Here is a 12,553-nt window from a genome sequence, read left to right as displayed (position 1 = left end):
GACTCTGAGTGGTCGATTCCTCCGGGCTCTAACACTTCAAATTTTCCAAAATGAATTTTTCCAATATCGCCCCATTTTGGCTGTAAAATTTTTGACAGCCAGCAGGGTATGTGTCGCAAAAGTTGGTGCTGGCATCAAAAAAGAGCCTCCTCTCAGGGAAGCTCTTGGGGAAATATCTTTTGCTGTAATTTTTCTCCACAAGGAGAGTTTCGGCAGCTCTACAAGTTTAATGCCTTATAAATAGCATCAACGTTGTAATCCGGACCAAAGTTCGGGGCTACATCCATAATTTTCTGAATCAAAGGCACGTCCTGTTCGACAAGATCATTTGCAATTTCCTCTGCTGAAGAAAACTTCTGCATCTTGGCGCAGACCTGCTTAATCAACTGCAGCATTCTACCTTTTTTGATGCCTATTTCAACACCTTCCTCATGTGCCTGATTTCTCATAATTTCCATTTCACGACACATAATCGCCACTCCTCTCTCATCTTCCTTAAAATACCGGACGCGGTCTGCAAGGACCTTGTTATGCATATCCTTTGCGTTTGTGCAGCTGAAATCATGCATTAATCGCCCAAGTTTCGTTTCATCCTTAATCTGGGAATTCACATATATGATATGCGCCTCATCCTTAAACAATTTCCCAGTTTCCTTTACAACCCTATCAATATGATAGATTGGGAGATCTGCTTTCATAACATCATTTTCTGTAATGAAGATTACGAAAGTCTCATTCAGAGCCTCATACAAATCACCTGGTTCGGTGACATTCGCATCAATCAATGCGCTGTTGTATCGGGCCCTCTTCGCGCCAGCACCTTTGTCACTCCGCTGAACCTCTACATTAAATACACGGTCATGACTATCGATAGCAAGAATGTCCAGTCTTACGGACCGGCCCTGTAAATTCTTGATGCCACGCTGACTGTGTACTTCCAGAACGTGGATGCCTTCATCGTTCAGGATGATCCGAAGCAACAGTTCCGCACACTGGATATCTTCAAATACTTTCGTCATGAAGTCATCATCCAATAAGCGGAAACCTCTGAGTCTTTGCAGATCTTCCTGATGTTTCTTTTCAAAATCCATTCATCTTCCTCACTTTCTCTGTGATATTTTATATAAACAGGGAAAGCCCTTCTGTAGGCATCCCCTGATCATATCGATCTCGGGGCAATGCCCACTTATCAACTTTTTGGAATTAATAATGTATAGTATTATCTTACCACACTTGAAACAGCGTCGCAAGATTTCCTTCGATATTTCACCATTACTCTATGCCTTGCATCAACCTATTATAAGTATGGATATGGATCATGGTTCCCAACTGCGATTTTTCGGTGTAGAGGAATTTTAAGCTTCTTTTTATCCCCTCAATTCCTCATTTATATGTAACATTATCAGTATGTCTTTTGTACTGTGTCAAAAGACATCAAAATCCTGACAGCTACAGGTAGATGGAACCCTCATTGAACCAAAATGTGAGGTCAGCCACGGGAACTTCCGTGACTGGCCTCATGTGTTTTATATCTACAAACAAGTGAGTAAATTCTGTGATTGTATAAAGATATACATTTTCCATTTTGGATATTTTTGGGGGGACATATCCAAAATGCATTCTACTGATGTTAACCTATTTTGCGGATAACGGTTTTTGGAATTCTTGTAACCCAATCCATTCCATTTTTGTAACCCGTTTTATTCCATTTTTGTAACCCAAAACAGTACATTTTTGTAACCCATTTCGTTCCATTTTTGTAACCCACTTTGGTTCACAAATTTTGAAATATCCAAAATGGAGCGATTTTAAAAAGTAAGTTTTTCATCATAATCAGATGTTTGAGAAATAAAAGGAAAACACTTTACCAGCCTTGTTCGCGATAGATGGGAAAACACAGATTTCAAGTTTTTCTCTCTTATTCGCGATAAAAGGGAAAAACCATTTGCAGGTTTTTCCCTTTCTGTTCGTGATATAAAAGGAATTTTTCACGCTTATTTTATCCCTTGTTCGTGATTAGAGGGAATGTTCGCGAAATAAAAGGAATTAAACAATATTATTTACAGCTCATCCACAGACTCCACGATCTTTCCGTCTCTCCAGATCCTCTCCAGATCATAAAACAGGCGGTCTTCCTTGGAGAATACGTGTACGATCACATCGCCGTAATCCATAAGGACCCATGTGGAGCTCATGCTTCCCTCTTTCTGATGACACTCATAACCAGCTTTGAAAAGCTTTTCTTCTACATTATCAACTAAAGCCTGTGTCTGGTTTACATTGGAAGCGCTTGCGAGAACGAAGTAATCCGCGATCACGGAAACGCCCTCGATGTCAATAATTTTTACGTCTTCGCCTTTTTTCTCCTCCAAAGCCTCGACTGCAAGTTTTACCATTTCTTTTGACTGATTCAACTGATTGTTCCTCCTTGTCCTGATGGGTTATTCCGGTCCCGGCTGATGCCTCTCCGGCTGTCTCTTTCTTCCTTTCCGAAACGACACGGCGCATATCCTCACACGCCGCCTCTGTCATCGGATCGACCTGGCAGCCCGTACTTTTTAAATATACAAGAATGCTCTCCATGATCTCGAGGCATGCCTCATCAAGATCGATGAACGCAAGCTTCCGCATAGCCGTAAGGTTGGCCGCCTTGGATCGTCTCGGTTCAATGTAATCTGCCACATAGAGGATCTTGTCGAGCAGACCCATGCCCGGCTTTCCCGTCGTATGGCAGGTGATCGCGCTTAAGATCTCCGGATCATCCACCCCGTATTTATGTTCCGCCATCCATGCCCCGAGTTTTGCGTGAAGCAGGGACGGATCCCTCTCTTCCTCGGCAGTCACCGGAATATTGCGGTCCAGACATTTTTGAAGCATGACCGGATCCTCAAAACGCTTTGCCGAATCATGCAGGAGTCCCGCAAGATCGGCTTTATCAAGATCGTACCCATATCGCATCGCAAGTGCCTGGCAGGTAAATTCCACGCCAAGCGTATGCTCATAGCGGTACGCATCGAGTTTTTTCTTTAAATGTTTTCTGATTTCAGGTACACGACTATCCATAATGAATCTTCTTTCTGAATTCAAGAATGCCCCGGCATTTTTGCTGTGAGATGCGGGTCATCTGTTTCCGCATGTTCTTTTCCCGCGTCTGATGCACCGTCATGATACCGGAATATCCGGCAGACTATTTTGTCAGATACAGGCCTGTCTCTCTGATATACTCCGCCACAGCCGCCGGCATGTCTTTTGAAAGATCCCTGCCTTCTGCCGCCTTTTTCCGGATATCCGCGGACGCCACGTCGATCTTTGGATTATGAAGGATCCGGATATCCGCGTTGTACTTCTCATTGAAGTAAGCAACCTTATCCTCAAGCGGCACACCACCGTCCTCGTAGGTTCTTCCGGATACCAGAAGCACAGCCTGCGCCATCACCTGTTCCGGATGATACCAGGATTCCAGCTGGTACAGGGAATCTGCCCCTATGATAAAATAGACCTCTATATCCGGATATGCCTCTTTTAAGAGTGCCAGAGTCTGCGCCGTGTAGGTGTTCCCTTCCCGTCCCATCTCAAAATCAGAGACAGTAAAATACGGGATTGATTCCGTGGCAAGCTCCAGCATCCTGATGCGCGCCGCCCCATCCGTGATAAGATGATCTTTTTTGTGCGGCGGAACATGGGACGGCATAAACCAGATCTCATCCAGTCCATACTCCCGATACGCCTGTTCCCCAAGAAGCAGGTGACCGTTGTGGACCGGATCAAATGTTCCCCCAAGAATACCGATGCGTCTCATCGTATCCCCCCTTTGCCCGCGCACAATCCGGACGTCAAACAGTCCCGGATTGCCGCGATCGTCACACTGTTTACGGAAGAATGATCTTTCTGTCCTTCTCTTCCTTCGCCGGCTTATACAGAACGATCATCTTTCCGATTACCTGTACAACCTCGGAATGAGTGCGCTCTGCAAGGATCTGCGCAAGGTCTTTTCCGTCATCCGCACAGTTCTTCAGTACATGGATCTTAATCAATTCTCTTGCGTTTAACGCTTCCTCGACGGATTTGGTGATCTCCGGTGTGAGGCTGGACTTGCCGATCTGTAAAACGGCATCCATGGTCATTGCAAGTCCCTTTAAATAGGAACGCTGTTTGCTGGTCATAGTAACTCCTTTTCATATATGGAAAAGCATGGTCTCCGGGCATTTATACGGACACCCGGAGAAGATCCGATGCATTATTTATAGTAGTCAAATACGAGTCCGTACATGCGGACCGTATCGCCTTCCTGAATTCCCGCCTTTTCAAGATCGGCAAGGATTCCGGACTGCTTTAAGAATTTCTGGAAGAAATCAAAGCCCTTCTCAGAATCAAGGTTCGTGTAACCAAGCATCTTCTCGATTCTCGGCCCCTCAACCACATAGATGCCCTCTTCATCCTTCTCGACAGTATAAGGAAGCGAACGGTCACCCACATACTCGATCTCGAATTCTTTCTCAAAGATCTTCGGCGTACGGTCTGTCTTCCTGATCACATCATAGAGATAGTAGAGAAGATCATTTACACCTTCGCCGCTGACAGCAGAAATTCCAAATACCGGGATTCCCATCGGCTCGAACTCTTTCTTTAAGTCTGCGAGCGGATCCGCCCCCTCATCATAAACTGCATCCAGCTTATTGGCTGCGATAGCCTGTGGCAGCTTTAAGAGCTCCGGATTATAAGCGGAAAGCTCGTCCATGATCGCATGGACATCCTCGATCGGGTCACGTCCCTCAACGGAAGCTGCGTCTACAACATGAAGCAGGACTTTCGTGCGCTCGATATGGCGAAGAAACTCATGTCCAAGGCCGGCTCCCTCAGACGCACCCTCTATAAGGCCAGGGATATCCGCCATTACAAAGCTGTTGCCATCGCCTAAATTAACTACGCCGAGATGCGGGTTCAAAGTCGTGAAATGATAATTCGCGATCTTCGGTCTTGCGTTGGAAACACGGGATAACAGAGTGGATTTTCCGACATTCGGAAACCCTACGAGTCCCACATCTGCGATCACCTTCAGCTCTAACTGTACCCAGAGCTCCTGCCCCGGCTGTCCCGGCTGGGCATATTTCGGAACCTGCATGGTTGCTGTCGCAAAATGCATATTCCCAAGACCGCCTTTACCGCCCTTTAAGATCACTTCCCGGCGGTTTTCGCCGGACATGTCTGTGATAACCTTACCGGTTTCCAGGTCCTTAACGACAGTACCTTCCGGGACCCTGACGATCAGGTCCTTTCCGTCAGCGCCATGGCAGCGGCGTTTTCCGCCCTCTTCGCCATTTCCGGCCGCATACTTCCTTACATGACGGAAATCCACAAGCGTGTTCAGTCCATCATCCACTTCAAAGATGATGTCTCCGCCTCTTCCGCCGTCACCGCCGTCAGGTCCTCCATTCGGAACATACAGTTCGCGCCGGAAGCTCACATGCCCGTTTCCGCCGTTTCCTGATCTGATATATACTTTTGCACTGTCTGTAAACATGGAAAACCGTCCTCTCAGTAAAATTAAAAAATATAACAGTGCCGCTTCTTATTCTTTTCATGAATCCAAAGTCTCACTGTTACACGTGAATCTTAAAAAAGCTCCATACCATCCAGTATGGAGCTCATCGTTATTATTCGTTGATTGCCTGAGGATATACAGAAACCTGCTTTTTGTCTCTGCCCTTTCTCTCAAACTTAACAACACCGTCAACTTTAGCGAATAAAGTATCATCACCGCCGATGCCTACGTTGAGACCCGGGTGAATCTTTGTTCCGCGCTGTCTGTAAAGGATGTTGCCAGCTAATACGAACTGTCCGTCTGCTCTCTTAGCTCCAAGGCGTTTGGACTCAGAATCACGTCCGTTCTTTGTGGAACCAACACCTTTCTTATGAGCAAATAACTGAAGGTTCATCTTAAACATATCGTTACACCTCCCTGAATCGAAATTTGATATATTCTGCTCCATATTCATCCCGGATATTTTCGAGTCCGAGAATCAGGGATTTCATGAGGAGCTGCGACTCAGAACTTATTTTGTCCGGGAAGGAAAAAGAAAAGCTTCCACCATCTTCCCCCACACTTCCTTCGAAGTGATCGTCCGTAAATGTTTCAACGGAGTTTGCCATGTTGAGAACCAGTGCGGAAACAGCAGCACAAATCACGTCCTGTCCGTATTCTGCATAGCCAGCATGACCATTGATATCGATTCCCTTTACTACTTCGTTCCTGTCACGCAGGATATTTACCTGAATCATAATCTTAATTAAGCATTGATCTTTTCAATCTTAACCTGAGTATAAAGCTGTCTGTGACCATTTTTCTTATGGTAGCCAGATTTACGCTTATACTTGTAAACGATAACTTTTTTGCCCTTGCCAACTTTCTCTACTGTTGCAGATACTGTTGCACCCTCAACGGTCGGGCATCCGATTGTAAGCTCTCCGTTGTTAACAGCAAGAACCTGATCAAAAGTTACTGCAGAGCCAACCTCTGCGTCAATTCTCTCGATCTTGATGCTGTCGCCCTCGGCTACTCTATACTGCTTACCGCCAGTTGCAATAATCGCGTACATATTGCACCTCCTATTATCATTACTCGCCAGTTATGGTGTCTTCCATCATGGAATCCTTGAAAACCTCACTGTGCGGCACACTATAAAACTATAACAAACAGCGCTTGTATTGTCAAGCATTTTTTCGCAATTTCGATATTTTTCGGTTACAGTTCAGCCATGCGCTGGTTTGAATGGGAAAGTGCTTATGCAAGCTTGCTTGCATAAGCACTTTTTCATCCAAATCAGCATATGGTGGAACCACCAAGCTTCTTGTTTTCATGAATATGAAAACAAGAAGATGTAATGGCTGAACTGTAACATTTTTCGTTATGGCCGAACAATAACGTTTCCTGTATCCGTTCTCCGGACCTGTTTATCCGGCTCTTCCGTACCCGGCAGTCCTTTTCCCGGACTCACCGTACCTGTTCATGCAGCGGTCTGCGGATCTTCTTTCTCGTGAGTTCCACAAGACCAAGAGGTGTCATATCAACAAGTACGGTCTTCACCGGGTCTGCTGTTACAGCGCGCCGCAGTGCTGCGAGAAGTGTCTTCCGGCTCTCCTCTTCCTTCATATCAATAAAGTCCACAATCATGATCCCGGAGAGATTCCTGAGACGGAGCTGGACAGCGATCTCCCCCGCCGCTTCCAGATTTGTCTTCAGGTATGTCTCTTCTGACGTCTTCTTTGAAACGCTCTTAGCCGTATTCACATCAATGACCGTGAGCGCCTCTGTAGGCTCGATCACAAGATTTCCGCCAGATTTTAACCAGACCGTCTTTGAGAGCGCCTGGGACAGGATCGTCTCCAGATGGTAGAGGGCTGTGAGTGGAAAATCATCCGTATAAAGTCTGAGTGATGGCATTCCTGCTGCCATGGAACATGCCATCTTTGCAGAATCAACCGCTGTGGAATCCGCTGTTGCTGCAGAGTTTTCTGCCGCCTCAGAATCCGCTGCTGTTCCGGAATTCTCCGCCGCCCTGCTGTCTGTAATCCCTAACGCATCCTGCAGTTCTTTATAAACTTCCGGCAGATCCGTGACAACTTCCAGTCCATCACAGATCTTCAGATCCCGGACCGCACGAACCGCAAAACTCTCCGGCCGATACAGCACACTGTAACAGGTCCGGCTTGCCGCTGCTTTACAGATCACCAGATACCGTTCATAAAGCGCTGCAAACTCCTCAAACACCTTATCGATCCCAGCCGCCTCTCCGTTCGTCCTGACGACAAGACCGCAGTCTCCGTGTTCTGTCGCCTCCCAGCGCCGTTTTACCGCATCCCGCCATTCCTTATCCCGGATCTTCGCGGAAATTCCAAGGGAACTTTTCCCGGCACTCAGAACCGCCGTCTGCCCTGTCAGCGTAAGATTTGAGGTGAGCACCGCGTCCTTCGTCTTCACCGCAGAGCGCTCCACCTGCACCAGGATCTCATCTCCGGCTTTCAGCGGTCCATGCTCCGTCCTTCCATCCGCGTAGATCGGGCGCACATTTTCCTTCAGGCTGTAAAACCCGTTGACACCCGGCCGGTACTCTACAAATGCCGCATTGATGTTCTTTGAAATATTCTTTACTTTCCCGACAAAGATCACGCCGGTCTCTTCCTCCGCCGCTTCCGGTTCAAAGTCGATCTGAGCGGCATGTCCATTTTTAAAAAGCACTGCGGCAGTTTTCCCGCGCAGTGCTGTAATGATCAGTTTATCCAACATGTTCTCCAATTTCTTCTCCGAAGGATTCCAGAGTCACAAACTTATGTTCTCCCGCGTCCGCGTATACTTCCTCACGGTTGATGCGGAACGCAAACTGCGGATACTCTTTTCCCAGAGACTTACAGTATGCCTCGAGGACCAGCTCCGGCTTTACGTTCGCAGCACTTCCAGAAGAAAGCTGCAGGAAGAGTCCGTTTCCGTCCACCACGCGGTGTGCCTCGTAGATCAGAGGCTTTAAGTCCATCTCCTTCTCGCCCTTTTTCGTCTTTTTCACGATATTCAGGTTCCCGTTTTCGATGAAATCAAGAATTCCGTTGTAGAATTCTTCCGCTGTCATGGAAAGTCCATTCTCGTAATCGTCTCTCAGGACGATGGTATAATCACATGCCGCAACGATGGACATGGCGTTTTCCGCGTCATCCGGCAGTTTCCGGTAGCTCAATACCTCAACGCCTTCCACCATCGTGTCGTTCAGCCGCTTCACCATCTCCGCGGAAGAGTCCGTGGACAGCACCTCAATATCCAGATACTCGCCGCTTCCGGTGAGGCCCACGCCGAGCGGTGCCGCAAAGGACATGATCTGATGCGGGGAGAAACCTTCGGAATAGCGGATATCCACATCCGCGCGGCGCATGGCCTTCTGGAAATATCGCATCGTGTCGAGATGTCCGATGAACTTCATGGCTCCCTGCTTGGAAAACTTAATTCTGATCTTCATAACAGACACCTCCTCCGAATCTTCTCACACCGCAGCCGGAACAGCGCATTCTGCAGTTCGGGGTGACAGTCTCTTTTGTCGCGTTGATCCACTCTCTCTTTAAGAATTCCTTCGTCACACCTGTGTCGATGAAATCCCACGGGAATATCTCATCGAGAGAGCGTGCTCTCGTCGTATAGAAATCGATGTCCACGCCACATGTCTCAAAGGCATTCATCCAGATCTCATTGTGAAAGCTCTCAGACCATGCGTCATAGAGCGCACCCTGTCTGTAGGCCTCCTCAATGACAGCAGCGACCTTCCGGTCTCCACGGGCAAGAACGCCCTCGAGGACCGTCACGTCCGCCTCATGCCAGTTGTATTTTAAGCTCTTGTGGTTCAGCATCTCGTGCATCTTGTGGTTTACAATGCGGGCTTTTCCGAGGAACTCCTCTTTTGTACTCATCTGCGCCCACTGGAACGGGGTAAATGGCTTCGGAACGAAGAATGACGTACTCGCAACGACCTGTACCTTTCCGTTTCGCTTGTCCTTCGGAATCTCGTAGTACTTCTCCGCGATCTTCTCGGAAAGCAGGGCAATTCCTTCCATATCTTCCACAGTCTCTGTCGGAAGTCCCAGCATGAAATACAGCTTTACACGGTTCCATCCGCCCTGAAATGCCAATGCGGAGCCGTTTAAGATATCTTCCTCTGTCAGTCCCTTATTAATAACATTTCTCAGTCTCTGGGAACCCGCCTCCGGCGCGAAGGTCAGGCTGCTCTTCTTGACATCCTGAACCTTGCTCATAACGTCAAGGGAGAAGGCGTCGATACGCAGGGACGGCAGGGACACGTTCACGCCTTTGCCGTGGAAGGTATCGATCAGGAATGTTACAAGTTCTTCCAGACTTCTATAGTCACTGGAACTTAAGGAGCTTAAGGAGATCTCCTCGTGTCCCGTGCTCTTTAACATCTTATAAGCCAGCTCTTTTAAATGCTCTACATTCTTCTCGCGGACCGGACGGTAGATCATTCCAGCCTGACAGAAACGACAGCCGCGGATGCAGCCACGCATGATCTCGAGAACCACGCGGTCCTGGGTCGCCTTGATAAACGGAACCAACGGTTTCTCCGGGTAGACGGACTCTGTCATTTCCATAACAAGCTGCTTTTCCACCTTCTCCGGCACCCCCGTCGCTGTCGGCAGAAAGCTCCTGATCGTGCCGTCTTCCTCATATGTCACTTCGTATAAGGACGGAACATAGATTCCCGGAATTCCCGCTGCCTTTCTCAAGAACTCCTGTCTGGAATCCCCGTTCTTTCTGGACTCCTTGTAGACATCAAGAAGCTTCCGGTAGGAGATTTCTCCCTCTCCGATATAAAACATATCAAAGAACACCGCGATCGGCTCCGGGTTGTAGGAACACGGACCGCCACCGATGACGACCGGATCATCCCAGGTACGATCCTCCGCGTGAAGCGGAATGCCGGAAAGCTCCAGCACCTGTAAAATATTCGTGTAACACATCTCATACTGAAGCGTGATTCCAAGGAAATCAAACTCCTTCACTGGATCCTGGGACTCAAGGGCAAATAATGGGATCTGTTTCTCTCTCATGACCTTATCAAGGTCTGTCCACGGGGAGTATACACGCTCACAGTATACGTCCTCGTACTTGTTAAACATATCATAAAGGATCTGGATTCCCAGATGGGACATACCAATGTCATAAACGTCCGGAAAGCACATGGCAAACCGAATGTCCACAAGGGACGGATTTTTCTTCACCATGTTCACCTCACCGCCGATGTAGCGGGCGGGCTGCTGGATACTCAAGAGTATCTCTTCTGGTAATGCTAGTTTTCTCATAAATCCTTATTTTACCTACATTTCTCACGTTTTTGCGATGCGTTCATCGCTGTTTTTTGGTTTTTTAGTTCTTTTTCTCTGATCTTCTCCGTAAGCGGAAAAACACAAATTCTTGTCAAGTGTTTTTTCTCTCGGACAGTTTACATAATATTTTTTACTCTTACGACAAAAAAAATTTTCTGAAATACGCACAATTCGGATTTTCCATTATTTTACGGATAAATCCGCTCTAAATGTACAGATCAGACCGCATTATTATACGGTATTTCCCGCGTTTCCGCAACAGATTCTTTCCCGGAAGCAATTTTTCGAGCTCATATCGTCGAACTTTTTATCAAATTTTCCGAATACTCTTTGAATCCAAGAACCTCTTCACAAGCTTTCTGGCTCGGGACAACTTAGTGTTGCATCGGGAAAATTCCGCTGGAATATCCGAGCACGACGGCCTGTTCTTTGATATTGACCTGGCAATGAACCATCAGCGTTGCGTATACATGACACAAATCGTGCCAGTGAAAATCCTCCGGGAGGCAGTAAAGTTTTTTCAGGGAATTGAAACTGAGCTGAAAGCTAATGATATTTCTTGCATAACTGTTTATTTTTATACATATAGGCATCTGCATCATCCAATAACATCTGCATTGTACACGACATATTACCGGAGGATAACGCCCATCCGCATGCATAGTCGATTGGTATTTGATTTTCATGACTATTTAATCTGTCTTTTTCTCCGGACAAGGATTTTAATATTTCCTTAATTTCCGCCTCGCTTGTATGATAAATGACTGCTATAAACTCATCTCCGCCATATCTTCCAACAAAATCCTTTTCTGGAATAACACTGCGCAAAAGCTTTGCAAAATTCATTATTAACTGATCTCCTGCGGAATGTCCCATTGTATCATTTACAGTTTTTAGATTATTTAAATCAAACATTATACATGCTGTAGGATCAGTAATCATATCTTTTTTATCAAGAAGCTCATTACAGGCATTTTTATTTGGCAGCCCAGTATGGGCATCTATGAATGCTTTCTGTTCCAGCAGTCTGTTTTGCATTGCCATCTGCATTGCCCTTAGAGTCTGCATAATAACCAATATCACCAGACTCAACATATCAAGTGCCGACAAAAGCTCTATGGTACGAATCTTTGTAGCAATCTTTTCTGAATAGCTTTCTGCGGCAGAGACAGTTTCATCTGCCATCGTAAAATATATTTCACTCATATTAACAATGTCTGTATTTTCGTATCCCTTGTTTCTTACTGATCCAATTTCTGTTTTCAATTTTTCCCAGTAATCACTCTGGATTTGCAATTTTTCCTGATATTTTTCGTCATTGAGTTTTACCAGATCATAATGTCCATCCTGATATCTCAATCCAAGAAGAATATCATCCAAATATTTAATTAATTCTTCATTTTGGTTTCCTGTAATTTCTAATTTTACTTCGCGCTGTGTAGCTCCACGTACCAGACCTGCATAATTTATTACGCGTGCTGTCCCCTGCAGCCTACTAATCTGAATCATCATAAAAATAACAAGAACTACTAATATCAATATAAGGAAACTCTGTATAATACCTATTATATTATTACTTTTCCTGTTTTTCTGCATTTCACAATTTCCCCCTCACTATAATGGTATCGTAATTTAAGACACTTTGTTGTGGTCAAGCTTTTTTGTAACACTTGTGGCT

The 12,553-nt window shown here is 46.2% G+C and carries 14 protein-coding genes; 1 reads left to right on the top strand and 13 read right to left on the bottom strand.

What is annotated here, in order from left to right; translation table 11 throughout:
- Window positions 1-244, top strand: a 244-nt coding sequence (locus DXA87_RS18265) for a hypothetical protein (protein WP_207659042.1), incomplete at its 5' end; no start/stop codon positions are given.
- Here the strand turns inward: DXA87_RS18265 and DXA87_RS16810 are convergent.
- The 13 genes from DXA87_RS16810 to DXA87_RS16750 form a co-directional block, all read right to left on the bottom strand.
- Window positions 219-1,091 (bottom strand): PD-(D/E)XK nuclease family transposase, encoded by an 873-nt coding sequence (locus DXA87_RS16810; protein WP_117470306.1) that lies wholly within the window; start codon window positions 1,089-1,091, stop codon window positions 219-221. The two genes, DXA87_RS18265 and DXA87_RS16810, sit on opposite strands and share 26 nt — an antisense overlap.
- Window positions 1,092-2,060: 969 nt before the next feature.
- Window positions 2,061-2,414 (bottom strand): ribosome silencing factor, encoded by a 354-nt coding sequence (gene rsfS, locus DXA87_RS16805; protein ID WP_117470307.1) that lies wholly within the window; start codon window positions 2,412-2,414, stop codon window positions 2,061-2,063.
- Window positions 2,335-3,063 (bottom strand): bis(5'-nucleosyl)-tetraphosphatase (symmetrical) YqeK, encoded by a 729-nt coding sequence (gene yqeK / locus DXA87_RS16800; protein WP_117471819.1) that lies wholly within the window; start codon window positions 3,061-3,063, stop codon window positions 2,335-2,337. The genes rsfS and yqeK overlap by 80 nt, the downstream gene beginning before the upstream one ends.
- A 124-nt stretch (window positions 3,064-3,187) precedes the next feature.
- On the bottom strand, window positions 3,188-3,799 hold the full coding sequence (nadD, locus tag DXA87_RS16795) for a nicotinate-nucleotide adenylyltransferase (RefSeq protein WP_015554476.1): 612 nt from the start codon (window positions 3,797-3,799) through the stop codon (window positions 3,188-3,190).
- A gap of 70 nt (window positions 3,800-3,869) precedes the next feature.
- Window positions 3,870-4,163, bottom strand: coding sequence for a ribosome assembly RNA-binding protein YhbY (yhbY, locus tag DXA87_RS16790; RefSeq protein ID WP_021905028.1), 294 nt, complete (start codon window positions 4,161-4,163; stop codon window positions 3,870-3,872).
- Between the two features lie 74 nt (window positions 4,164-4,237).
- Window positions 4,238-5,521, bottom strand: a complete 1,284-nt coding sequence (gene obgE / locus DXA87_RS16785; RefSeq protein WP_117471818.1) for a GTPase ObgE — start codon at window positions 5,519-5,521, stop codon at window positions 4,238-4,240.
- Window positions 5,522-5,654: 133 nt separating this feature from the next.
- Window positions 5,655-5,945, bottom strand: coding sequence for a 50S ribosomal protein L27 (gene rpmA, locus DXA87_RS16780; protein WP_015554473.1), 291 nt, complete (start codon window positions 5,943-5,945; stop codon window positions 5,655-5,657).
- A 4-nt stretch (window positions 5,946-5,949) separates the two neighbouring features.
- Window positions 5,950-6,279: a ribosomal-processing cysteine protease Prp gene (locus DXA87_RS16775; protein ID WP_015554472.1), complete on the bottom strand. Its 330-nt coding sequence runs from the start codon at window positions 6,277-6,279 to the stop codon at window positions 5,950-5,952.
- An 8-nt stretch (window positions 6,280-6,287) separates the two neighbouring features.
- Entirely contained in the window at window positions 6,288-6,596 is a 309-nt protein-coding gene (gene rplU, locus DXA87_RS16770) for a 50S ribosomal protein L21 (protein ID WP_021905027.1), read from the bottom strand.
- A 395-nt stretch (window positions 6,597-6,991) separates the two neighbouring features.
- Complete coding sequence (locus tag DXA87_RS16765; RefSeq protein WP_117505446.1) at window positions 6,992-8,284, bottom strand: ribonuclease E/G; 1,293 nt, start codon at window positions 8,282-8,284, stop codon at window positions 6,992-6,994.
- A complete protein-coding gene (locus DXA87_RS16760) occupies window positions 8,274-9,002 on the bottom strand; it encodes a TIGR03936 family radical SAM-associated protein (RefSeq protein WP_117505444.1) in 729 nt (242 codons plus the stop codon). The genes DXA87_RS16765 and DXA87_RS16760 overlap by 11 nt, the downstream gene beginning before the upstream one ends.
- Window positions 8,986-10,851 (bottom strand): TIGR03960 family B12-binding radical SAM protein, encoded by a 1,866-nt coding sequence (locus DXA87_RS16755; RefSeq protein WP_117505442.1) that lies wholly within the window; start codon window positions 10,849-10,851, stop codon window positions 8,986-8,988. Before DXA87_RS16755 ends, DXA87_RS16760 begins: the two co-directional genes overlap by 17 nt.
- 570 nt (window positions 10,852-11,421) lie before the next feature.
- The gene (locus DXA87_RS16750; RefSeq protein WP_117471815.1) at window positions 11,422-12,471 is read right to left on the bottom strand and encodes a GGDEF domain-containing protein; all 1,050 of its coding nucleotides are present in this window, start codon (window positions 12,469-12,471) and stop codon (window positions 11,422-11,424) included.
- Window positions 12,472-12,553: the final 82 nt, after the last annotated feature.

Origin of the sequence: Desulfotomaculum sp. OF05-3, from assembly GCF_003435535.1 — a bacterium.
In the GTDB taxonomy this organism is placed as follows: Bacteria; Bacillota; Clostridia; order Lachnospirales; family Lachnospiraceae; genus Pilosibacter; species Pilosibacter fragilis.
This window is presented reverse-complemented; position numbering and strand designations above follow the sequence as displayed.

Bases quoted from the DNA above. Each gene is read 5' to 3' on its own strand.
- DXA87_RS16810 (WP_117470306.1), bottom strand. From the start codon at position 1,091: ATGGATTTTGAAAAGAAACATCAGGAAGATCTGCAAAGACTCAGAGGT.
- yqeK (WP_117471819.1), bottom strand. From the start codon at position 3,063: ATGGATAGTCGTGTACCTGAAATCAGAAAACATTTAAAGAAAAAACTC.
- nadD (WP_015554476.1), bottom strand. From the start codon at position 3,799: ATGAGACGCATCGGTATTCTTGGGGGAACATTTGATCCGGTCCACAAC.
- yhbY (WP_021905028.1), bottom strand. From the start codon at position 4,163: ATGACCAGCAAACAGCGTTCCTATTTAAAGGGACTTGCAATGACCATG.
- obgE (WP_117471818.1), bottom strand. From the start codon at position 5,521: ATGTTTACAGACAGTGCAAAAGTATATATCAGATCAGGAAACGGCGGA.
- rpmA (WP_015554473.1), bottom strand. From the start codon at position 5,945: ATGTTTAAGATGAACCTTCAGTTATTTGCTCATAAGAAAGGTGTTGGT.
- DXA87_RS16775 (WP_015554472.1), bottom strand. From the start codon at position 6,279: ATGATTCAGGTAAATATCCTGCGTGACAGGAACGAAGTAGTAAAGGGA.
- rplU (WP_021905027.1), bottom strand. From the start codon at position 6,596: ATGTACGCGATTATTGCAACTGGCGGTAAGCAGTATAGAGTAGCCGAG.
- DXA87_RS16765 (WP_117505446.1), bottom strand. From the start codon at position 8,284: ATGTTGGATAAACTGATCATTACAGCACTGCGCGGGAAAACTGCCGCA.
- DXA87_RS16760 (WP_117505444.1), bottom strand. From the start codon at position 9,002: ATGAAGATCAGAATTAAGTTTTCCAAGCAGGGAGCCATGAAGTTCATC.
- DXA87_RS16755 (WP_117505442.1), bottom strand. From the start codon at position 10,851: ATGAGAAAACTAGCATTACCAGAAGAGATACTCTTGAGTATCCAGCAG.
- DXA87_RS16750 (WP_117471815.1), bottom strand. From the start codon at position 12,471: ATGCAGAAAAACAGGAAAAGTAATAATATAATAGGTATTATACAGAGT.